We start from the raw sequence: 21,164 nt of genomic DNA, 5'->3' as shown, positions 1-21,164 counted from the left end.
CCTCCGCCGCCCATCGGTGAAACAGGAGTCCGCCATGCCTGCCGCAGAGAAGACCTCGGGCACACCCGACCGTGTCAACAGAGTCGTCACAAAGAAGCGCATGTTCGGTACCGAATCGCGGTGGCGGCGCTTCGGCGAGCCGACCCCCGCGGGCGGTTCACTGAAGCAGGACGGAACGCCCGACTACGGCGTGTTCGGGCCGGGAAGCATGGCCTGGGAGGTGCTGCTCCATCCGGCGACGCTGGTCTTCCAGTCCGATGCGCAGTTCATCCTTCAGCTCTCCTACAAGCCGATCCTTGCTGGTATCCGGGACTGGGACCCGATTTCCCGCAAGGCACGCAACGGCGAGCTCACCATCTTCGACATGTTCGACCGGAGGCAGCGCAACTCCGGAATCCACACACCCCTGTGGCTCGGGGACACACCCACAGCCCACCGTGTCGCCAAGCACCTGCGCAATATCCACGTCAAGGTGGCCGGCGATGTCATCGACATCGCGCGCCCCGAACTCGGCGGCTACGACGCCAACGGGCCTCGGGATGCGATGTGGGCGGCCCTCACGGAGATGCACAGCATGCTGTGGGTGTACGAGACCTTCGCATTCCGCGACGGCAAGGCTCCGCACCGCCTCGCTCCGGCGCAGCGGGACCGGTTCATCGCCGAGGTCGCCGAGTACTGTCGGCTCTTCGACTCCCCGGCGGAGGAGATCCCCACGACGATGGCGGAGCTGAGGGCGTTGTACGCGAAGTACGACGAACTGTTCACGCCCGCCAGGTCCATGGACATCATTCCGGCGACCGGCCAGAGTTTCAGCCACAGCATGCAGGCCTCCATCAAGAAGAACTTCCACATTTCCCAGCTGCGTGTGTACGCCCAGATCTGGTTGAGCCAGCGGCTGTTCAGATATCCGGTTCTGGGCGCCCTCTCGGCGAAGACACGGCGCCACAGGGGTGTCAGCGCGCGCAAGAGCAAGTTCGCCGTCGCATCGACGAAGTTCATGCTGCCGCTGATCTGGCTGGCCCAGCAGCCACGTTGGGAGCACCGCATGATGCGGCTGATGTGGGGGCCCGATGCCATGAAGCTGATCGAGTCGGCACGCGAGCTGCATCTCCAGGCGAAGGAGGGTCGACTCGCGTGCGCACCCGACAGGGCGACCGCGTAGGGGGCTTAGACACCGATCAGGTCAACTGCGTTCTGCCGGGCGCCCTCCCGCGGGTGCTCGCCCGGTGGAACCCCGAGATACCTGCGTGCTTGGTCAATCGACGAACACGCCGAACGAAGATTCGTTCACCCTTTCACTAGTCACGAGGAGTGCGCAATGAAGCGCTACGGTCACTGGATCGCAGGTGCGGAAGTCCAACCGTCATCGGGCCGTTGGCTGCCGTCCACATCTCCCGGAGGAGACGAGGTCGTCGTCGAGATCGCTCTCGGCGACGCCGCCGACGTGGAGCGTGCCGTCTCGGCAGCGGCTGGCGCGGTCGACGGCTGGTGGACCCGCAAGCCCGTCGAGCGAGGGCGGGTGCTCACGGCCATCGCCGAGCGACTGCGCAACGAGACCGCCGCGCTCGCTGAGCTGGAGTCGGCGGAGTCGGGCAAACCCGCCTGGCAGTCCCCGCTGGAGGTCGAGAGCGCCGCCAGCTACTTCGAGTTCTACGCCGGCCTGGTCAACTTGCCGGGCGGCGAACTGATCGACATCGGACCGGGCTTCCACGCGTATACCCGGCGTGAACCACTTGGTGTCGTCGGTGTCATCACCCCGTGGAACGCGCCCCTCAGCCAGGCGGCTCGCTCGATTGCCCCGGCACTCGCGGCCGGCAACGCCGTGGTGGCCAAGCCGTCCGAGTTCACCTCGGCGACCACGCTCGAACTGGCCCGCATCGCCACCGAGTGCGGCCTGCCCGACGGTCTTCTGAACGTCGTCACCGGCATGGGAGACGCCGCGGGCGCGGCGCTGGTCGGACATCCGAAGGTCCGTAAGGTGGCGTTCACCGGATCGGTCCGCGCCGCCCGCGAGATCGGTCGGATCGCCGCCGACCGGATCATCCCGCTCACGCTGGAGCTGGGCGGAAAGTCGCCCAACATCGTCTTCGCGGACGCCGACCTGGCCAAGGCCGCTCAGGGTGCCGTCGAGGCGTTCGTCGCCAACGGCGGCCAGATCTGCTCGGCGGGCACCCGACTCCTGGTGGAGGCAAGCATCCACGACAAGTTCGTGGCGGCCGTGCAGACGGTGCTGACGCACGTCAAGCCGGGGGAGACATACGGGCCGGCGATCACCCGCGCCCAGTACGACAAGGTCAACGAGTACTTCAAGATCGCCGAGCAGGACGGCGCCACTCTCGTCGCCGGCGGCCGGCCGACCGGCGAGGGCTGGGTGTTCGAGCCGACCGTCTACACCGGCGTCACTCCGGAGATGCGCATCGCCCGGGAGGAGATCTTCGGCCCGGTACTCTCCGTCCTGCGCTTCGAGGACGAGGACGAGGCGGTGGCCATCGCCAACGACTCCGACTACGGCCTGGCCGCCGGCGTCTGGACCGGTGACGTAGCCCGCGCCCATCGGGTGGCCGCCCGTCTGGAAGCCGGGCAGGTCTATGTGAACGCCTACCCGGCCAGCATGCTGGAGGGTCCGTTCGGCGGTTACAAGAACAGTGGGTACGGCCGAGAGAAGGGTCTGGAGGCGCTGTACCACTACAGCCAGACCAAGTTCGTCGCCGTGCCCCTACAGGACATCCCGCGGGTGCGTTGACGCGGTGGCCGGATGCTCACTCGCTCACGGGTGGGCATCCGGCCTCGGGCTGCACCGGGGAGGCGTGTGCCGACCGCGGTCCATGTCGCTCTGCTCCTTGCTCAACCACGTTGGCGATGAAGGCCCTCTGCCTCGGCCGGGGACATCGGTCGAGGTGGATGGCCACATCAAGGCGTGCGGGGGGCGGGGCAAGCGGTGGCAGGTTGTTCGAGCGGGTTGGGGGACACGTCCGTATGCGGGGTGACGGCGGACATCGCCTTGTCGAGTGCGGCTGCGAGGGTGTCGTTGGCGCCGCTTTCGAGCCAGGTCTGCTGGGCCGCGTTGAGACAGCCGAACGCGGCTCCGGTCAAGGCCCGCAGAGTCGGGCCTTGGGCGGGGTGAGTGGTTCCAGCCGCGGCGCTACGTTCGATGAGCGCCGTGGCGACCGCGTCCTGCAGGCGTATCTGCTTCTCCAGATACCTGCCGAGGAGGTTCGGGGCGGTGAAGATCACCCGTTGCATCGGCGCAGCGACGGAGTCCTTGTCGAGGCCGTCGATGCGGAGCACCAGCAGTTCGAAAATCACCCGCAGGGACTGCCATACGGGCTCGTCGGCGGGTCGCGTGCGCAGCTCTTCGAGCATTTCGTCTGCTAGGTGGTCGAGCTTGCCGAGCAGCAGTTCTTCCTTCGCGGGAAAGTAGCGGAACACGCTGCGCTGCGACATACCCACGGCGTCCGCGATATCGGCAATAGTCACGGCCTCGTAGCCACGCTCGACGCACAGCGCCCTGGCGGCTTCGGCGATCTGTCCTCGCACTGCCTGCCGCGTGCGCTCTCGTAGCCCGCTCTTCACCTTCTCCGTCACTTCACTAATGTAGCACCCATGGGCGAAATTGACACCCTGTGTCATGTGCGGCATGCTGTGAATGGTTCAGCCGATTTACTCATACTTGAGAGGGAATGATCACCATGAGCAAGACCTGGTTCATCACGGGTGCCGGGCGCGGTCTCGGCGAGGAGTTCGTAAAGGCGGCCCTGAGCCGCGGCGACCGAGTCGCGGCAACCGCGAGGAACACCGAGGCGCTGGGCGAACTGGTCGACAAATACAAGACCGCGATCCTGCCGCTGGCGCTCGATGTGACCGACCGCGAGGCTGTGTTCGCCGCAGTAGAGACCGCGCGAGCGGCCTTCGGAGGCCTCGACGTCGTCGTCAACAACGCGGGCTACGGTCTGTTCGGAGCGATCGAGGAAGTGAGTGCGGAGCAGTTCAGGCAGCAGCTCGACGTCAACGTCCTGGGCCCCTTCCACGTGACCCAGGCAGTGCTGCCGGTACTGCGCGAACAGGGGCACGGGCACATCATCCAGATCTCGTCGACCGGCGGCGTGGTCGCCTTTCCGCTGCTCGGCACGTACAACGCCTCGAAGTGGGCACTTGAGGCATTCAGCGAATCACTCGCGGCGGAGGTCGCCCGGTTTGGCATCAAGGTGACTCTCGTCGAGCCTGGTGCCTACGGCACGGACTGGAGTGGATCGAGCGCGATCCGGGCCGAGGGGCAGCCGCAGTACCAGCCGGTGCGCGAGGCTCTGGCCGCGGCGTCAGCCAAGAACCCTCGCTACGAGCCGGCGCATGCGGGCGCCGCGATCCTCGCGGTTGCCGATGCCGACCAGCCGCCGCTGCGCGTCTTCTTCGGTGCCGCCGCCCTCGGAGCCATCGAAGGGACTTACCAGTCGCGCCTGCAGACATGGCGCGAAGGCCAGGACATCTCCGCTCTGGCCGAGGGCCGCTGATCGCGAAGCATGGAACACGCGGGAGACCCGCGCAGAGTGGGAAGGCGAAAGTCTCCGCTGCCAGGAAGGCCAGGCCGGCAAGAGGCCTGGCCTTCCTGGCAGCGGAGACTGCGCGATCAGAGGTCAGGCAGGAAGTGAACCCCGCCATCACGAAGATCTTCTCGACGAGACCGGCGTCGAGGACCAACGGCGAGCACGATGATGACAAGGATCGCGCCTCGACCGCACGATGCCCCGGCTCGTCGGCCGCCGCCTGCACCGCCGCTACGGGCGCAAGGCAGCACACTTCCTTGCCTTCACCGTCCACTAACCGGAGCGACGCCGCTCGTATCAGATGTTCGTACCTTTTCGCCGTCGTGGACGCACGACCCCGGACCGACCTCAGCTCCCGCAGGCAGCGCTCGGCGTGCCCTGACCACACCACTCGTCCATGCGGTGGTGAGGCCGACGGCCGCCTGACCCGGCAGCGGGCACACTGGAACGGCGCATCGAGGCCGGATCTCGCTGACTGCTCGCGCAGGGCCTGTTCGTCCCGTCCGCCGTCCCTTACCCCATGGTCAGGCCGGCCCTGTGCCCTGTGCGCGGCCTTACGGCACTCGCACCAGAGGTGCGTCGGTGTGGTCTGTGATGTCCCTGATGGTCACACCGGGAGCGGTCTCCACGAGAACGAGGCCGTCGGCGGTGACGTCGAGGACGCCGAGGTCAGTGATGATGCGGTGCACGCAGGTCTCGCCGGTGAGCGGGAGCGTGCACTCCTTGAGGATCTTCGGCGTGCCGTCCTTGGCGGTGTGCTCCATCAGGACGATGACACGGCGTGCGCCGTGCACTAGATCCATCGCGCCGCCCATGCCCTTGACCATCTTGCCGGGGATCATCCAGTTGGCCAGGTCGCCGCGTTCCGAGACCTGCATGGCGCCGAGGACCGCGGTGTCGATGTGGCCGCCGCGGATCATGCCGAAGGACAAGGCGGAGTCGAAGAAGGCGGCGCCGGGCAGGACCGTGACGGTCTCCTTGCCGGCGTTGATCAGGTCGGGGTCGACCTCCGACTCGGTGGGGTACGGGCCGGTGCCGAGAATCCCGTTCTCGGAGTGCAGGACCACCTGGACGCCGGGCGGGAGGTGGCCGGGGACAAGGGTGGGCAGGCCGATGCCGAGGTTGACGTAGGAACCGTCGCGGAGTTCGGCGGCGGCGCGGGCGGCCATCTGGTCGCGGGTCCAGCCCGGCTGGTTGCGGATGGCGGCACTCATGCTCGTACCGTCCTCTTCTCGATGTGCTTGTCGGCGGCCTCGGCCGGGGTGAGGGCCACCATCCGCTGGACGTAGATGCCTGGCAGGTGGACTTTGCTGGGGTTCAGCTCGCCGGGTTCCACGAGTTCTTCGACCTCGGCGATCGTGACGCGGCCGGCCGGTGCCACGAGCGGGTTGAAGTTGGCGGCGGAGCGGCGGAAGACCAGGTTGCCGTGGCGGTCGCCGCGCCAGGCCCGTACGAGGGCGAAGTCGGTGGTGATGCCGTGTTCCAGGACATGGCTGCGGCCCTGGAAGGTGCGGATCTCCTTCGGAGGGGAGGCCACCGCCACCGCGCCGTCGGGGGCGTAGCGCCAGGGCAGACCGCCGGACGCCACCTGGGTGCCGACGCCCGCAGGGGTGTAGAAGGCGGGGATGCCGGCTCCGCCGGCGCGCAGACGTTCGGCGAGGGTGCCCTGCGGCACCAGCTCGACCTCCAGTTCGCCGGAGAGGTACTGGCGGGCGAACTCCTTGTTCTCGCCGACGTAGGAGCCGGTGACGCGGGCGATCCGGCCGGCCGCCAGCAGGACGCCCAGGCCCCGCCCGTCCACCCCGCAGTTGTTCGACACGACCTTCAGACCGGTCGCCCCCTGGGCGTGCAGAGCCTGGATGAGGACGCCGGGGACACCGCTGAGGCCGAAGCCTCCGACGGCCAGAGATGCGCCGTCGGGAATGTCGGCGACCGCCGCGGCGGCGCTCGCGCTGACCTTGTTCATGTGGGGAGAGGGCCTTTCTGCTGGTGCTGGTCGCGTACGGCGTCCGAGAGCGGCTTGGCGCCGCCGTGCGCGGTGAGGCCGCCGTCGACCGGAATCTCGGCCCCGGTGATGAAGGAGGAGTCGGAAGAGAGGAGGAACACCACGAGCGGAGTGACATCGCCGACGGTTCCGGTACGGCCGAGCGGGGTCGCGAGGAGGTTCGCCTCCCGGAACGCGGGGGCCGCGGAGGCGGTCATGTCCGTCTCGATGAAGCCGGGGTGGATGGAGTTCACGCGGATGCCGTGCGGGCCGAGTTCCATGGCCGCCGTCCTCGACAGGCCGCGCAGGGCCCACTTGCTCGTCGTGTATGCCACGGGGTAGTGGGCCGTCAGAGCCGCGGTGGAGCCGACGTTCACGATCGACGCGCCCGGGTGCATCAGCGGAAGCAGATGCTGGATCCCGAGGAGGGGGCCGGTGACGTTGACGGCGTGGACGCGGGCCAGGTCCTCGGGACGTACGTCGTCGATGCGGGCCCGCCAGGTGACGCCGGCGTTGTTGACCAGGCCGTGCACCTGGCCGTACGACTCCTCCAGCTCGGAGGCGAGTTCGGCCCAGTCCCTCTCGCTGGTGACGTCGAGGCGACGGCACCCCGGTGCCTCCGTCACGTCGGTGGCGATCACGCGAGCGCCTTCACGCGTCAACGCCTCGGCCTCCGCGGCACCCTGGCCACCGGCCGCACCCGTGACGACGACCACCTTGCCCAGCAGGCGCTTCGGGGACAGGTCGCTCACGGCCGCTCCCGGAGACGGCGTCGCGCGGGCGGTACCGGCACCGGATCGGGGCCGGCAGCCACGGTGTTGGAGACGCTGCCGAGGCCCTCCACCGTGAGTGTGACCGTGTCGCCGGGCCTGAGCGGGGGAGGGTCCCGTCTGCCTCGGACGCCCCAGAGTTCGGCGAGGCAGCCGCCGTTGCCGCAGGTGCCCGAGCCGAGGACGTCTCCGGGGCGGACCCAGGTGCCGCGGGAGGCGTAGGCGACCATCTCCTCGAAGGTCCAGCTCATGTTGGACAGCAGATCCTCGCCGACCACCTCGCCGTTCACCGCGGCCGTGAGTCCCAGGCGCAGGAAGCCGTCCTCGTCGCGGTACTTCTCCAGCTCGTCGGCGGTCACCAGGTACGGGCCGAGGGTGGTGGCCGTGTCCTTGCCCTTGCACGGGCCCAGACCCACTCGCATCTCGGCGGACTGGAGGTCGCGGGCGGACCAGTCGTTGAGGACGGTGTAGCCGACGATGTGCTCACGGGCCTGCTCGGGCGTGAGGTCGTGGCCCTCCTTGCCGATCACGGCGGCGACCTCCAGCTCGAAGTCGAGCACGGACGATCCGGGCGGTGCGGGGATGTCGTCGTAAGGCCCGTACACCGCGTAGGGGTTGGTGAAGTAGAACGTCGGTGCCGCGTACCACTGCTCCGGCACCCCGGCGGCTCTGTCCACGGACCGCCGTACGCCCTCGACGTGTTCCTCGAAGGTCACGAAGTCCCGCACGGTGGGCGGCTGGAGCGGCGGCAGCAGCCGGACCTCGGAGACGTGGGGGCCGGCGGGCACGTCGAGCATCGCGAATCCGGCGTCGAGCAGTTCCGGCAGACCGCCGCCACCGGCGAGCAGGCCGGTCAGCGAGGTGACGCCGGGCAGGGGGTAGAGGGTGCCGTCCTCTTCGACGACGGCCACTCGGCGTCGGTCGCGGTGTTCGTACGTGGCGAAACGCATGAAGGGGTCCTGTCGGGAGAGCGGGAAACCGGGGGCGCGGCGGGGAGTCAGGGCATGACAGGGCTGCCGCGCCCCCGGTGATCAGGGTGTCGGACCGGTCAGACCGGCGGGGCGACGAACACCCCGCGGTCGACGTCGTTGAAGGACTCCTTGGCGACTAGTTCGTTCATCGGGTTGGCGGTGCCCCACTGGTCGGTGACCTCAGGCTTCGAGAAGTCGTAGACGTGCGGGTGCCAGGTGTCCTCGTCGAGGAGTTCCAACTCGGTGGTGTACTCGACCGTGTTGCCGTGCGGGTCGAGGAAGTAGGTGAAGGTGTTGTCGCCCGCCATGTGGCGTCCCGGGCCCCAGACCTTCTTGAAACCGGCGCGCAGGACACGGCCGGAGCCGCGCATGTACTCGTCGATGCCGCGCATCTCGAAGGAGACGTGGTGCAGGGAGGTGTGCGGGCCCTTGGCGATCGCCATCGAGTGGTGCTGGTTGCTGATCCGCATGAAGTGCATGACGTCACCGACGTGCGGCGAGCTGAGGGTGTCGGAGTGGCGGAAGCCGAGGTGGGTCTCGTACCAGGAGCGAGTCGCGTCCAGGTCGGGAGAGTTGAGGACCACGTGGGAGAGCTTGACCGGGATCGACTCCTTCTCCTCGATCCTGCGGTGCCGGCGCACGTCCACGTCCGCGGAGACCTCGATGGTGCGGCCGTCCACGTCGAAGAAGCGGAAGCCGTAACCACCCCCGGGCGTGTCCACCTTGCCCGGCTGGGAAATCAACTGCACTCCCTTGGCGAGGAGTTGCTCGGCGAGCTTGTCCACGTCCGGTGCCGAGGCAGCGCCGTACGAGACCAGGTCGAGCCGTTTCTCGTCGGCCTTGCGCAGCCGGATGACGTAGTTCTCGGGCGAGCCCTCGGCGGCCAGGAAGGAGATCCCGGAGTCCTCGGCGACCTTGGTCAGGCCCCAGACGCCGGCGTAGAAGTCGAGCTGCCTGTCGTAGTCGGGCACGGCGAGGTCGACGTGCCTGAGGTGGGTGAGCAGACGGTTGCCCATGGGGGGAGTCCTCCTAGAAGAGGTCGAGCAGTGAGGCGGCGTTCGCCCCGCGCACGGCGTGGAAGTCGGGGTCGGACAGGCCCGCGGCGCGCAGCGCGGCGAGCGGGTCGTCGGTGCCCATGTCGAAGGGGAAGTCGGAGCCCAGAAGCACCCGATCGACGCCGGCCACCCTGATCAACTCCCGCAGGACGGCCGGGTCGTGGACGAGGGAGTCGAAGTAGAGCCGCCGCAGATAGCTGCTGGGTTCCCGGGTGCACGCCCGGGCGTCGGGCCGCACCTGCCAGGCGTGGTCGGAGCGGCCGAGGTGGGTGGGGAGATAGCCACCCCCGTGCGCGGCTATCAGCTTCAGCCCCGGGTACCGGTCCAGGACACCCGAGAAGATCAGGTGAGAGAGAGCGACCGCGTTCTCCGTGGGCTGGCCGACGGTGTTGGAGAGGTACCAACGGTCCAGCCGCTCGTCGAGCGTGCAGCCGAAGGGGTGCAGGAAAAGGATCGCCCCCGTCTCCTCGGCCCGCGCCCACAGGGGCTCGTACGCGGGGTCCGACAGCTCGTGGCCCGGCGCGTGCGAGGAGATCTCCACGCCCCGCAGCCCCTGCTCCAGCGCGTGGTCGAGCAGGTCGGGTGCGAGGGCGGGGTGCTGGAGAGGTACCAGGCCCAGGCCGTACAGGCGCTCGGGGGCCTTGGCGCAGTGGGCGGCTGTGGACTCGTTTGCCAACCAGCAGATGTGCGCGGCCAGTTCGGGCTCCGCCCAGTAGTGGTAGTGCGAAGGGGAGGGGCTGACCAGCTGGACGTCCACGCCCTGGGCGTCCATGGCCGTCAGGCGCACGGCCGCGTCCGTCAGCCTCGGGACGCGCGCCCCGACCATCGGACCGTTGACGGTGAGGGCCGCGGGGCCGTTGCGGCGGGCGTCGAGTGCGCGGGCCTCGGCGAGGCCGGGCCGGCCGGCGACGGCCTCCTCGACCTCCGGGATCAGGAGGTGGGCGTGGACGTCGATCGTGGGAGTCGACTCGGGCTCGGTCACGGGTGTTCCTTCAACGCGGTCAGGGTGCGGTGCATCAGGCCGGGTACGTCCGCGTCGCGCACCCCGTCCCGCAGCCACTCGGCGAGCTGCACGGAGGCGTCGACGACCATGCGTACGCGCGGCAGCCGGCGGGAGTGGTAGGCGGTGAGGAGATGGTCGTCCCAGTCGTCGGAGCCGGAGCCGGAGCCGGCGCCGGCCAGCAGTTCGGCGAGGACCAGGGCGTCCTCCAGGGACATCGCGGCGCCCTGGGCGAAGGTGGGTGGGCAACTGTGGGCGGCGTCGCCGACCAGCACGATGCGGCCGCGGTGCCAGGGGCCCTCCACCAGGTGCCGGTCGAACCAGGCGTAGTTGACGGCCTCCGGGTCGGTGAACGCGGTCCGCAGCTGCGGCCACACGCCGCCGTAGGCTTCGCTGAGCCTGCGCATCTCGTCGGCGTACGAGCCGGGGTCCAGGGAGGCCCGGTCGCGGGCCGGTTCGACGAGATACGTGTAGACCGTGTCCTCGCTGGTCGGACAGTACCCGGCGATGAAGCACGGGCCACCGTAGATCATCTCGGTGCGGGTGATCCCGTCCGGACGGGGTGCGGGGGCCCGCCAGATGCCCATGCCGGTGGGGGTGGGCTCGTCGGTGATACCGATCATCCGGCGGGTGGCGGAGTGCAGGCCGTCGGCACCGACCACCAGGTCGTAGCGGCGGTTCGACCCGTCCGAGAAGGTGACGTCCACGCGGTCTTCCCGCTGGTCGAAGGCGGTGGCCGTGGTGCCGAGGCGGATGTCGGCGCCCGAGGCCCGGACCTGCTCGATGAGGAGCTGCTGGAGGCGGGGGCGCTGCATGCCGATGTGGGCGGGCAGGTCGTCACCGCCGGTGCGCAGCTCCTCGTGGGCGGCCAGGACGGTGCCGTCGGGAGTGAGGATGGCGACGCCGTCGGCGGTGTATCCGTCCTTCTCGACGGCGTCGAGGATGCCGACCTCGCGCAGGACCCGCAGGGCGTTGCCCTGGAGGGTGATGCCGGAGCCGAGTGAGGCCTTCCAGTCCGGGCTGGCCTCGACTAGGTCGACGGCGATCCCGGCCCGGCGCAACAGGACGGTCAGCGCGTTTCCGGAGGTACCGCCGCCTATGACGAGGACGTTGGGGGTCTCCCCGGTCGAGCGAAGTCGAGAGTGGGGGAGGGCGGGGGTGGGTGTCATCTCGGGGATACCTCCCGGGATCGGGCCGCGCGGCTTCGGGCGGCGGGGATGCGGCTCTCGCCCGCCGACGAGGCGGGCCAGGGGGTGCGGGCCGGATGCGCCGCCGCTGTCCGGGGAGGACGGCGCATCCGGCGGCTCTGCGGGACTACTTGACGGCGATCGGGTTGACGGGCGAGCCGACGGCTCCGGTGATGGGGAGGGGCGCGGCGGTGAGCCAGAACTCGTACACACCGTCGGCAGCGCAGTCGGCGGCGAGGGTGTCGAGGTCCCACATCTCACCGATCAGCAGGCCGATGTTGGGGATGGCGACCTGGTGCAGCGGCTGGAAGGCGTGCTCGAACTCGTTGGGTCGTACCTCGAATCCCCAGGTGTCGGTGGCGATCGCGGCGATCTCCGTGCGGTGCATCCAGCCGGCGGTGGTGAAGGACAGTCCGGGCGCGGGGCCGCCGGCGTAGTCGCCCCAGCCGTCGCGCCTGGCACGGGTGAGCTGGCCGGTGCGGACGACGACGATGTCACCGCGTCCGACGCGCACGCCGTGGGCCTCGGCGGTCGCGGTCAGGTGCTCCTCGGTGACGGCGAAGCCGTCCGGCAACTCGCCCTCGTCGCCGATGACTCGGCCGACATCCAGGAGGACTCCCCGCCCGGCGACGTACGGCGCCATGTGCTCGATGCCGGTGACGAGATCGCCGTCGGAGGTGACCGTGCGTGCCGCGTCACGGCCGTTCCACGCCTTGCCGTGGTCGAATATGTGGCCGAGCCCGTCCCACTGGGTGGAGCACTGCAGGGGCATCGCGATCACGTCGTCGGCGCCGCCGATGCCGTGCGGGAAGCCCTGGTTGCCGAGGGCGGCGTCGGTGCCGGTGTCCAGCATGGTGTGCACGGGGTTGGTCCGGCGCCGCCAGCCCTTCTGCGGCCCCTCCATGTCGAACCGCTGCGACAGCGAGAAGCTCACCCCGCGCCGGACGAGCGCGGCGCCCTCGCGCCGCTTGGCCTCGTCCAGGAAGTTGAGGGTGCCGAGGACGTCGTCCTCGCCCCAACGCCCCCAGTTGGAGTACGCCTTGGCGGCCTCGGCGATGGCGCCCTCGGGGTCGTCGCGGTTCACACGGACTCCTCGACGCAACGGGTGCGCTGCACACCCAGGCCGGTGATGGCACCCTCCATGACATCACCGTCGCGCAGCAGCCGCCCCCAGTGGATGCCGTTGCCGGCCGGGCTGCCGGTCAGCACCAGGTCGCCGGGGAGCAGTCGGGCGGTCTGCGAGATGTACGACACCAGCCGGGCGACCCCGAAGAGCATGTCCTTGGTCGACTCGTCCTGCATCGTCTCGCCGTTGAGCTTCAGTGTCACCCGCAGATCGCCCGGATCGGCGATCGACTCGGCCGGCACGATCCACGGCCCGAGCGGAGTGAAGCCGGGGGCGTTCTTGCAGCGCAGCCAGTCGGTGCCGATGGCCTTCATGTCCCGGCGGAACACCGTGGCCCGGTCGGTGAGGTCGTTGGCGATCGTGTACCCGGCGACGTACTCCAGCGCCTCCGCCTCGGACACCCGATAGCCGGGCTTGGCGATGACGGCGGCCAACTCCAGCTCCCAGTCCGGCTGTTCGGCCCAGGAAGGGAGCACGACGTCGTCGTAGGGACCGGCGACGGTGCTCGGCAGCCCGATGAACACGTACGGCAGGTCCTCCGCCGCCCGGCGGTCCATGACGGCGGCGATCTCTGCCCGCGCCTCCTCGACCGTACGCGGGTCGTCGGGGGAGCGGTGGGCGACCTCCAGGTCGATCACGTGCTGCCGGTAGTTGGCGCCGGACTGGAAGATCTGGCGCGGCTCGATGGGCGCGTGCACCCGCAGGCTGTCCAGGGGGTGCCGGTCGAGGCCGGGGGCGTCCGCCAGCGCGTGCAGAACAGGCAGGAACTCCTCCCAGCGGTCCAGCACGGCCCGTACATCGGCCGGCGCCCCGTCCAGGGCTCTGCTCAGGTCCAGCACCCGGTCCGCGGCCACGAGGCCGGGGAACCGAGGCCCCTTAGGAGCGGAGAACGTGCCGAGCGCGAACGGGCCGGCAGGTTGCCCGAGTGTTGCCATGAGATTTCCTCCCGCTGGGTTGCGGTCTACTGTGGCCCTCGTCGACCGATCGCGGAAATAGATCCTGTGGATACGGCCAATCCATGCGGTGGATATCTCTGACCTGTCAGGTGGTGCCCGGTGAACCTGTCCCGACTCGATCTCAATCTGGTCCTCGCCCTGCGCGCTCTGCTGGAGGAGCGCAACGTCACGCGGGCCGGGGAACGCGTGGGGCTGAGCCAGCCCGCCATGAGCGCCGCTCTGGCACGTCTGCGCCGCCACTTCGACGACGAACTGCTCGCCCGCACCGGCAACGCCTACGAACTGACCCCGCTGGGCGTGGCCCTGCGCGACCGCAGCGCCACCGCGTGCGACCTGCTGGAACGGGTCTTCTCCAGTCAGGCCGACTTCGACCCGGCCGCCGAGACCCGCGAGTTCACGCTGCTCGCCTCCGACTACGGTGCGGCCGTCTTCGGCGCCCCGCTCGCCCGCGCCCTCCACCAGGAGGCCCCCGGCATCCGCCTCACGTTCCGGCACACGTCACCGGCGGTCGAGGAGAACACCGCGACCGTGCTGAGCACCATCGACGGACTGCTCCTGCCGCACGGCATCATCGACGGGTTTCCGGCGGTCGACCTGCACCGGGACCGCTGGCTGTGCATGGTCGCCGACGACACCCCGGAGGTGGGCGACGAACTCACCCTCGACCACCTCTCGCGCCTGCCCTGGGCGGTCTACCAGCGCCCCTATGACGCCCCCGCGGCCCGCCAGCTCAGCATGCTCGGCATCAGCCCCCGGGTGGAGGTCTCCGTACAGACCTTCCAGCTCCTGCCGCACATGGTGGAGGGCACGCGGCGGGTGGCGATGATCCAGGAGCGGCTGGCACGGCGGGCGGTGCGCTCGGCGGCGGTGCGGGTCCTGCCGTGTCCCTTCGAGGCCGTACCGGTGCAGGAGGCCATGTGGTGGCATCCGGTGCACACGCAGGACGCGGCCCATATCTGGTTGCGGCGGAAGGCGGCGGAGGTGGGGGCGTCGCTCACGGAGAAGTGACACCCCGCCGAGTGGTTACGCCAGTTGTTCCGGCAACGGCCGTGGATCGACCGCCGCTCCCCGCCGCCGGGCGACCGCCCACAACCCGCCGGCGACCAGGGCCGCAGCCAGCCCCAGCACTCCCACCGCCCCCGCGAGACTCCCCACCGCGGCCTCTCCGGCGAGCAGCACCAGCGGGCACACGAATTCGCCGCCGAAGAAGGCCGCCGTCCACAACCCGGTGCCGCGGCCTCGGTCCTCGAAGGCGAGTCGGGACATGGCACTGGTCAGCAGCGCGGGCAGTAGCATCCCCGTGCCGACGCAGTTGACCACCGCCCCGGCGACCAGCAGCGGTGCGTTGCTCGCCAGGAACATCAGCGCGAAGCCCGCGGCGCACACCGCCAGGACCGCGGGCAGCATCGGGTCCGGCGACCGCTTCAGGCGGGCGAAGACGACCGCGCCGCCCACCGTCGCCGCGCTGGCGACGGCCGTGGCCAGCCCGATCACCCCGGAGTTCTTCACCCCGAGGTCGTCGAGCAGGTACGACATCTCGACCGGGACCGTGTAGAAGACCATCGCCCCGAAGAAGGTCAGGGCGCAGATCCCGCCCAACTGCCGCCAGGGGAAGGGGTGCCGGGCTCCGGCGGTCGGACTCTCTACTGCCGCCGCGCGGGGTGCCGGGCTCGGCAGCGCCGTCGCCATCAGCGGGGCCAGCAGCAGACTCACGGCGTACACGAAGAAGGGCACGCGCCAGCCGGCCGATCCGGCCGCGCCGCCGAGCACGAAGAAGGCCGTGGCCGACCCGGACGCGCACATGGTCTGCAGGGCGAGGTACTTCACCCGCTGCTGCCCGGAGTAGTAGTCACCGATCAGTGTGGTGCAGCACGTCATGATCGCTGCCTCGGTGACCCCGACCAGGGCGCGGCTGGCGATGATCGCGCCGAGCGAGTCCAGCCAGAGCGGGGCCGTGCCGAACACGGCGTACAGCAGGGTCGCCACGACCAGCAGCCGCTTGCGGCCGAGCCGGTCCACGATCACCCCGGCGAACGGGGCCAGCACGGCGAGCGCCAGGGCCGGCACGGTCAGCGCGAGCGGCACCAGCGCCTTGGCCCCCGGCACGGATGCGAAGTGGTCCTGCATCTTCGGCAGCACGGGGGCGATCAGGACCGCCCCGAGAATGGGCAGACAGCTGCCCGTCATCAGCAGGGTCACCCGCAGGAGATGGGCGGGGCCGGAGACGGCCAGGGGCGGTGGGGCGGCGCCGTCGGCCGCGGTGGCGGACGGCGGTGGAACGGAACCGGGCATCACGACTCCAGGAACGGTGAGCGGAGCGGGCATGCCTGCGGGCGCCGACGAGCGCACAGCATGCTGGGGACGGCCGCACGACAGCGGCTGTCCGGACAGCGGCGTGCGGGTACGCACGACTATGGGCGGTCCGCCGGTCGCCCGCCATCCTCCGCGCGATCCGAATCCCGTATAGCCGGGCATCCATGCAGTGGATGGCATCGCGCGCCAAGAAGGCACGCCCTCGGGATGCGGACGTGCCCACTTCGGGGGTCGGGCGGTCCTGCGCGACAACGGCCGACGCGTTGCGTTGATCAACGGCTTGCTCTAGGTGACAGTGGACGCGGCGCTCCTAGCACCGGGCGAGACGGTGAAAGGCGTTCTGCCACGCGTGAGTGCGTTCGACGTGCCAACGCCGACTGGCCTGCATGGGCGCCTGCTCCCCCTTGTGCGCGAGGCGTCCGTGCAGGCCGCATTCGCTGAGCAGAGCGCGGGTTGTGTCCGAGTCGCAGCCGGCGTCCAGGTGCACGGTGATGATGTCGGGCAACGAGCCGAGGCCCTCCAAACGGCCCACGGCCGGGGCAAGCAGCGGAGAGTCGTGGCGGTTGGTACCGGCCAGGACACGGCCCACACACGATTGGGAATGCCACATATCGATCATGCCGACAGCGGTTCCAGCGTCTTCGCGGCATCCCGGACCAGCTCGCGGAACCAGATGTGCACGGGGTCCTCGTCATGGACCGGGTGCCACCACACCGCCACGTTCAACGATCCGGCGTCGACCGGGCAGGGCGGGATCCGTACGTCCGCGCGCCTGGGAGCAGAACGGCCAGCCGCCGCTGCGGCAGGACGATCCGGTCGCTGCCCGCCACATGACGGGGAACGCTGAGGAAGTGCTCGGTGACCATCCGCGCCCTGGGCTCAACGCCGTGCCCCTGCAGACCGGCTATGCCCTGCGTGGTGTCGGCCGCACTGTGGAAGGTCACCACCCACGGCAGTCGCCGCAGATCAGCGGCGGTCAGTTCGGTGCCGACTCTTGTTGCCCGCCGACACCAGACAGACCCACTCGTCCCGGAACAGGTCCTGATGGTGCAGATCGGTGTCGAACGCGTGCGGCATGATCACCAGGTCGATGCCCAGCACCATGGTGTCCGCCGTGTTCAGCGCTCGCATGGGATGAACCGTCAGCCGTAGATGGGCGAGCCGCATCCGGGCCTGTAGTGCCCGCCGGACAAGCACGTCCGCCACGGCCGTGGCCAGCACCGCCTTGGCGTAGTCCGTGGCGATCAGGGAGAACTCACGTGTCGTGGCGCGAGGATCGAAGCCGCCCCCGGCGCCGAACACCCGCTCTACACCACTGACCGCCATCCGGGCATGTCCCTGCAACTCCATCGCCAGCGGCGTCAGCAAGTACCGGTTGCCCGGCCTGGCCAGCAGCTCGTCCCCGAAATGCCGCCGAAGTCGTGACAGCGACGACGACATCGCCAGCTGCCCGCCCCCCATCTGCCGTGCGGCCTTGCTTACGCTGCACTGCTGCAACTGCGCCTCGAGGGACAGGAGCAGGTTCAGGTCCAGACTCCGTAGATCCATGTCGGACCTTATCGATGAGGTCGATACGTCGCCAGAGTCGCGGCGGCGTGGCCGGTGCCTCGCGCATCCGTGTGCTCGTGGTTCTTTCCTTACGGAGGATTCGGGGGGATACGAAAGTCGGGGGTCGGGTTCCTCGTCCAGGGCGACGATCGGCGTGGAGTGCCGGAACAGACTGCTTGGGCGACGTCAGGAGGACGTCGGTATCCCCCTCTCCAAGGAGTTCTGTCATGGGCGTTGTAGGGAAGATCCTGGTCGGAATCCTGGGAGTCGTCGTGCTTGCCGGAGTCGGTCTCTGGTTCGGCATCAGGCACGTCGCGAGCGACATCGGCTCGCACATGATCAGCACGGCCCAGTTCAAGGGCGTCCACGTCGGCGAGAGCCGGGACGCGGTGCGCGCCCGGCTCGGTGAGCCGGGCGGTCTCCAGCCGCAGGACAAGCCCGAGCCGCCGGCCGGCACCACCTGCGACTACTACCTGCAGAAGAGCGTGTCTCTGGCGAAGAAGCAGACGTTTCAGATCTGCTACCGGGACGGGAAGGTCGCCGCCACCCGGGTCCTGCCGTCCGCCGAGGACGAGGCCGCCCAGGACAAAGGCAGCAGCACTGGGAACGCCAAGCCCTGAGCCGCCCGGTCTCGCGTCGGCCCAGCGGGGCGCGGCCTGTGTGCGCCGGCCGGCGGCGGCCCCCGGAACGATCAACCGAAAGGCCCTCTACCGTGGCACGCGTGTCCGTTTCCTCTGCCCCGGCCCCGGTCGCGGCTCGCCCCGCCCGGATCCAGTGGCCCTCCGAGCCGCTCGCCTGGGTGCTGGCCGCATTGATCGCCTCCGGAGGACTCCTGCCGACCGCGGCACCGCGGTCCCTGTTGCCGCTGCCGTTCGCCGTCTCCGCCGTCCTGGAGTGCACCACCGGACTCCTGCTGGCCTGGCGGCGTGACCGGCCCACCCTGGTGGCGGCCGTGGTCGCCGGAGCGAGCCTGCTGATCGTCCAGCCGGCCCTGCCCTTCGCGATGTACTCGCTGGCCAGGCGGCGGGCGACGAGCCCCCTGCGGTACGGCGTCTACGCCGCCGCGGTGCTCGGCCAGTTCACCACGGGCGCCCCGGCGACAGGCGTCATGGCGGCCGCCCTGCTGGTGGGCGCGCCCGCCTGGCGCGGCACGGTGCTCCGGTACCGGCACGCCAGGCTGGAGGAACTGGCCGAACGCGCCGAGCAGGCCGAGCGGGAGGCACTGTTGATCGCCCGCCGGGTCCGTGCGGAGGAACGGGCCGCGCTGGCGCGCGAGATGCACGACGTGGTGGCCCACGAGGTCAGCCTGATCACGCTGCACGCGGGCGCGCTGAGCGTGGACCCGCAGGAGTCGGAACGGGCCCGCGAGACCGGCGAGCTCATCAGGGTGACCGGCAGGCGCGCGCTGGCCCAACTTCGACAGATTCTCGATGTGCTGCGCGATCCCGAGACCGTCGAGAGTTCCTTCCGACCCGGCCCGGCGCTGCGGGATCTGCCCCGGTTGCTGGGCGACTCGGCGGCGGCGGGGGTGCCCGTGGACTGGGCGCCGTGGTCCGCGACGCTGCCGGAACTCCGGCCTGGAGCAATGCCGTTGCCGTCCGCGGTGGAGCACACGGTCTACCGTGTCGTCCAGGAGGCGCTGACCAACATCCGCAAACACGCCTCCGGCGCCCGCGCCACGCTGGGGCTGGGGGTGGACGGGGAGTACCTGGAGTGCGAGGTGACCAACCCGGTGACCGGCCTGGCCGGTGAGGCGGCCGGTGACGGCGCGGGCCTGGGCCTGCGCGGTCTGCGGGAGCGGGCCGCGCTCCTCGGCGGCACCCTGGACACCGGCAACCGGGACGGCGTGTTCCGTCTTCTGCTCCGGCTGCCCGTCGCACCGCCCGCACCGAACCGGGAGCAGGAGACGACGACGGCGCAGCCTGCCGGGGAGGCCCGGTGATCCGGGTCCTGCTCGCCGACGACGAGGCCCTGGTCCGCGCCGGGTTGCGCCTGCTGCTGCAGACCGCCCCCGACATCACGGTGGTCGCCGAGGCCGACGACGGGTGGACCGCGGTCGAGGTGTGCGCCCGGCTGACCCCTGACGTGGTGTTGCTGGACGTGCAGATGCCCGGCCTGGACGGAGTGGGCGCCGCCAGGGAACTCTCCGCGTTGCCCGCACCGCCGCGGATCCTGATGCTGACCACGTTCGACGCGGAGACCTATCTGCTGCCGGCGCTTCGGGCGGGCGCCCACGGCTTCCTGCTCAAGGACGCCCAGCCCGGCCAGGTCCTCGACGCGGTACGGAACACCGCGGCCGGCCTCCATGCCCTCGCCCCCGAGGCGGTGAACCATCTGGTGGCCCGGGCGGCCGCCGAGCCGCCGCCGGCCGTGCCGCCCCGGCTGCCCTCGCTCACACCACGCGAACGGGAGGTGCTGGCGGCGATAGCGGACGGGCTGAGCAACGCCCAGATCGGCCGGCGGCTGGGCCTGCGCGTGCCGACCGTGAAGGCCCATGTCTCGCGGATCATGGAGAAACTGCACTGCGAGAGCCGGGTACAGGCCGGGCTGCTCGCCATGCGCGCGGGAGTGGGCGGAGCGGCGGGTCGCACTCCGACTGCGTCAGACCCTGACCTTCGGCAGGGCCGCGGCACACCTTGACCGGGCCGGCGGTCGCGACAGTCGGCCCGCCAAGGAGAAGCGACCGGTCCGGGGTCCCACACCTTCCGTGCCAGTGGTCGTTGCAACATCCCGGTTCAGGGGATGCACGGCGCGCGAGCGACACCTTGAACGCGCCAGGTCAGTCACGCGTCGGAGGTGTCCGTGCCATGGTCAGGCGCGTCGCGATCGCGGTGAGGTGTTCGGCCAGCGCGTCGGGGCTGGATCGGGTCATGGCGGTGAGTTCGATGGTGGTCGTCGCGTGACGGAGCGGTCTGAAACGGATGGCGGGGCGTGGTGCCGATGCCGCGGCCGGTACGACGGTGACGCCGAGGCCGCACTCGACCATGGCGATCTGCGAGGTCACCGACCGTGCCCAGTGGGCTGGGACGGGGCTGAAGCCGGCAGCTCGGCACATGGCCGCCATGGCGTCGTGGTAGTCGGGGGAGATGTGGCGATGCAGCCATACCCACGAGCCCCCCGCGAGGTCCGCCAGGTCCAGCGGGCCGGTTGACTCGGCGGCGGGGTGGTCGACCGGCAGGGCCGCGACGAACCGGTCCACGAACAGCGAGGTCGCCGTCGTACCGCGCACCGGGGCGGTCTGGCGCACGATCGCCCAGTCGAGGGAGCGGTCGAGAAGCCCGGCCGCGGCCTCGTGGGTGTCGATCTCCTGGGTGCGGATCTCGACGTCCGGTACGGCCTCGTGGAACCGCGACAGTACGACCGGCAGGGGCCAGGAGAAGGCCGAGGCGACGGCGCCCAGGCTGAGGCGTCCGCCGCGTCCGGTGGCCGCCTGCCGGGCGGCGATCTCCGCCTCCTCGGCATGGCGGATCAGCGCCCGGCAGTGGTCGAGGAACACGGTGCCGGCGGGGGTGACGGCGACCGACCGCTGGTTGCGGTGCAGCAGTTCACAGCCGAGTTGCTGCTCGAGCTGCTTGATGGCCTGGGACAGCGGCGGCTGGGACATCTGCAGCCGCGTGGCCGCACGGCCGAAGTGGAGTTCTTCGGCGACCGCGACGAAGTACCGGGCCTGTCGGATCTCCACCATGATTCGCACAACCTCTTACTGAGAGAGG

20 protein-coding genes and 1 pseudogene are annotated in these 21,164 nt (G+C 70.2%); 7 read left to right on the top strand and 14 right to left on the bottom strand.

Annotated elements, in window-relative coordinates; genetic code table 11:
• Positions 1–34 precede the first annotated feature (34 nt).
• Positions 35–1,162, top strand: a complete 1,128-nt coding sequence (locus ACFZB3_RS48865; protein ID WP_391390149.1) for an oxygenase MpaB family protein — start codon at positions 35–37, stop codon at positions 1,160–1,162.
• Between the two features lie 156 nt (positions 1,163–1,318).
• Positions 1,319–2,743, top strand: a complete 1,425-nt coding sequence (locus ACFZB3_RS48860) for an aldehyde dehydrogenase family protein (protein WP_391390147.1) — start codon at positions 1,319–1,321, stop codon at positions 2,741–2,743.
• A 167-nt stretch (positions 2,744–2,910) separates the two neighbouring features.
• Here ACFZB3_RS48860 and ACFZB3_RS48855 read toward each other — a convergent pair whose 3' ends face one another.
• The gene (locus ACFZB3_RS48855; protein WP_391390145.1) at positions 2,911–3,585 is read right to left on the bottom strand and encodes a TetR family transcriptional regulator; all 675 of its coding nucleotides are present in this window, start codon (positions 3,583–3,585) and stop codon (positions 2,911–2,913) included.
• Positions 3,586–3,689: 104 nt separating this feature from the next.
• Here ACFZB3_RS48855 and ACFZB3_RS48850 point away from each other — a divergent pair, with 104 nt between their 5' ends.
• On the top strand, positions 3,690–4,508 hold the full coding sequence (locus tag ACFZB3_RS48850; RefSeq protein ID WP_391390143.1) for an SDR family NAD(P)-dependent oxidoreductase: 819 nt from the start codon (positions 3,690–3,692) through the stop codon (positions 4,506–4,508).
• A 587-nt stretch (positions 4,509–5,095) separates the two neighbouring features.
• Here ACFZB3_RS48850 and ACFZB3_RS48845 read toward each other — a convergent pair.
• The 9 genes from ACFZB3_RS48845 to ACFZB3_RS48805 all read right to left on the bottom strand — a co-directional run bounded on the left by ACFZB3_RS48845 (position 5,096) and on the right by ACFZB3_RS48805 (position 13,569).
• Complete coding sequence (locus tag ACFZB3_RS48845; protein ID WP_391390142.1) at positions 5,096–5,755, bottom strand: 3-oxoacid CoA-transferase subunit B; 660 nt, start codon at positions 5,753–5,755, stop codon at positions 5,096–5,098.
• Positions 5,752–6,507, bottom strand: coding sequence for a 3-oxoacid CoA-transferase subunit A (locus tag ACFZB3_RS48840; RefSeq protein WP_391390140.1), 756 nt, complete (start codon positions 6,505–6,507; stop codon positions 5,752–5,754). Before ACFZB3_RS48840 ends, ACFZB3_RS48845 begins: the two co-directional genes overlap by 4 nt.
• The gene (locus tag ACFZB3_RS48835) at positions 6,504–7,277 is read right to left on the bottom strand and encodes an SDR family oxidoreductase (protein ID WP_391390138.1); all 774 of its coding nucleotides are present in this window, start codon (positions 7,275–7,277) and stop codon (positions 6,504–6,506) included. The genes ACFZB3_RS48840 and ACFZB3_RS48835 overlap by 4 nt, the downstream gene beginning before the upstream one ends.
• Complete coding sequence (locus ACFZB3_RS48830) at positions 7,274–8,245, bottom strand: fumarylacetoacetate hydrolase family protein (RefSeq protein ID WP_391390136.1); 972 nt, start codon at positions 8,243–8,245, stop codon at positions 7,274–7,276. The genes ACFZB3_RS48835 and ACFZB3_RS48830 overlap by 4 nt, the downstream gene beginning before the upstream one ends.
• Positions 8,246–8,343: 98 nt before the next feature.
• Positions 8,344–9,282, bottom strand: a complete 939-nt coding sequence (locus ACFZB3_RS48825; protein ID WP_391390134.1) for a VOC family protein — start codon at positions 9,280–9,282, stop codon at positions 8,344–8,346.
• 13 nt (positions 9,283–9,295) lie between these two features.
• The gene (locus ACFZB3_RS48820; RefSeq protein ID WP_391390132.1) at positions 9,296–10,303 is read right to left on the bottom strand and encodes an amidohydrolase family protein; all 1,008 of its coding nucleotides are present in this window, start codon (positions 10,301–10,303) and stop codon (positions 9,296–9,298) included.
• Entirely contained in the window at positions 10,300–11,490 is a 1,191-nt protein-coding gene (locus ACFZB3_RS48815) for an FAD-dependent monooxygenase (protein WP_391390130.1), read from the bottom strand. The genes ACFZB3_RS48820 and ACFZB3_RS48815 overlap by 4 nt, the downstream gene beginning before the upstream one ends.
• Before the next feature lie 145 nt (positions 11,491–11,635).
• Positions 11,636–12,592 carry a cyclase family protein gene (locus tag ACFZB3_RS48810; protein ID WP_391390128.1) on the bottom strand — a complete coding sequence of 319 codons (957 nt, stop codon included), beginning with the start codon at positions 12,590–12,592 and terminating at the stop codon, positions 11,636–11,638.
• On the bottom strand, positions 12,589–13,569 hold the full coding sequence (locus ACFZB3_RS48805) for a fumarylacetoacetate hydrolase family protein (RefSeq protein WP_391390126.1): 981 nt from the start codon (positions 13,567–13,569) through the stop codon (positions 12,589–12,591). The genes ACFZB3_RS48810 and ACFZB3_RS48805 overlap by 4 nt, the downstream gene beginning before the upstream one ends.
• A gap of 120 nt (positions 13,570–13,689) precedes the next feature.
• Here ACFZB3_RS48805 and ACFZB3_RS48800 point away from each other — a divergent pair, with 120 nt between their 5' ends.
• A complete protein-coding gene (locus tag ACFZB3_RS48800) occupies positions 13,690–14,598 on the top strand; it encodes a LysR family transcriptional regulator (RefSeq protein ID WP_391390125.1) in 909 nt (302 codons plus the stop codon).
• Positions 14,599–14,613: 15 nt separating this feature from the next.
• Here ACFZB3_RS48800 and ACFZB3_RS48795 read toward each other — a convergent pair whose 3' ends face one another.
• The 3 genes and pseudogenes from ACFZB3_RS48795 to ACFZB3_RS48785 form a co-directional block, all read right to left on the bottom strand.
• Positions 14,614–15,882, bottom strand: a complete 1,269-nt coding sequence (locus ACFZB3_RS48795; protein WP_391390123.1) for an MFS transporter — start codon at positions 15,880–15,882, stop codon at positions 14,614–14,616.
• A 334-nt stretch (positions 15,883–16,216) separates the two neighbouring features.
• Positions 16,217–16,492: pseudogene (locus ACFZB3_RS48790) on the bottom strand (IS5/IS1182 family transposase); the annotation flags it as partial.
• A gap of 377 nt (positions 16,493–16,869) precedes the next feature.
• Positions 16,870–17,451: a LysR family transcriptional regulator gene (locus tag ACFZB3_RS48785; protein WP_391390121.1), complete on the bottom strand. Its 582-nt coding sequence runs from the start codon at positions 17,449–17,451 to the stop codon at positions 16,870–16,872.
• Between the two features lie 227 nt (positions 17,452–17,678).
• Between ACFZB3_RS48785 and ACFZB3_RS48780 the strand changes: the two genes are divergently transcribed.
• The 3 genes from ACFZB3_RS48780 to ACFZB3_RS48770 all read left to right on the top strand — a co-directional run bounded on the left by ACFZB3_RS48780 (position 17,679) and on the right by ACFZB3_RS48770 (position 20,091).
• Positions 17,679–18,071 carry a hypothetical protein gene (locus ACFZB3_RS48780; protein ID WP_391390119.1) on the top strand — a complete coding sequence of 131 codons (393 nt, stop codon included), beginning with the start codon at positions 17,679–17,681 and terminating at the stop codon, positions 18,069–18,071.
• A gap of 101 nt (positions 18,072–18,172) precedes the next feature.
• A complete protein-coding gene (locus tag ACFZB3_RS48775; protein WP_391390117.1) occupies positions 18,173–19,393 on the top strand; it encodes a histidine kinase in 1,221 nt (406 codons plus the stop codon).
• Complete coding sequence (locus ACFZB3_RS48770; RefSeq protein WP_391390115.1) at positions 19,390–20,091, top strand: response regulator; 702 nt, start codon at positions 19,390–19,392, stop codon at positions 20,089–20,091. The genes ACFZB3_RS48775 and ACFZB3_RS48770 overlap by 4 nt, the downstream gene beginning before the upstream one ends.
• Positions 20,092–20,230: 139 nt before the next feature.
• Here the strand turns inward: ACFZB3_RS48770 and ACFZB3_RS48765 are convergent, their stop codons facing one another.
• On the bottom strand, positions 20,231–21,136 hold the full coding sequence (locus ACFZB3_RS48765; RefSeq protein WP_391390113.1) for a LysR substrate-binding domain-containing protein: 906 nt from the start codon (positions 21,134–21,136) through the stop codon (positions 20,231–20,233).
• Positions 21,137–21,164: the final 28 nt, after the last annotated feature.

Source organism: Streptomyces sp. NPDC008092 (genome assembly GCF_042957285.1).
In the GTDB taxonomy this organism is placed as follows: Bacteria; Actinomycetota; Actinomycetes; order Streptomycetales; family Streptomycetaceae; genus Streptomyces.
Note: the sequence above shows the minus strand (reverse complement) of the source record. Positions and strands in the feature narration are given on the sequence as shown.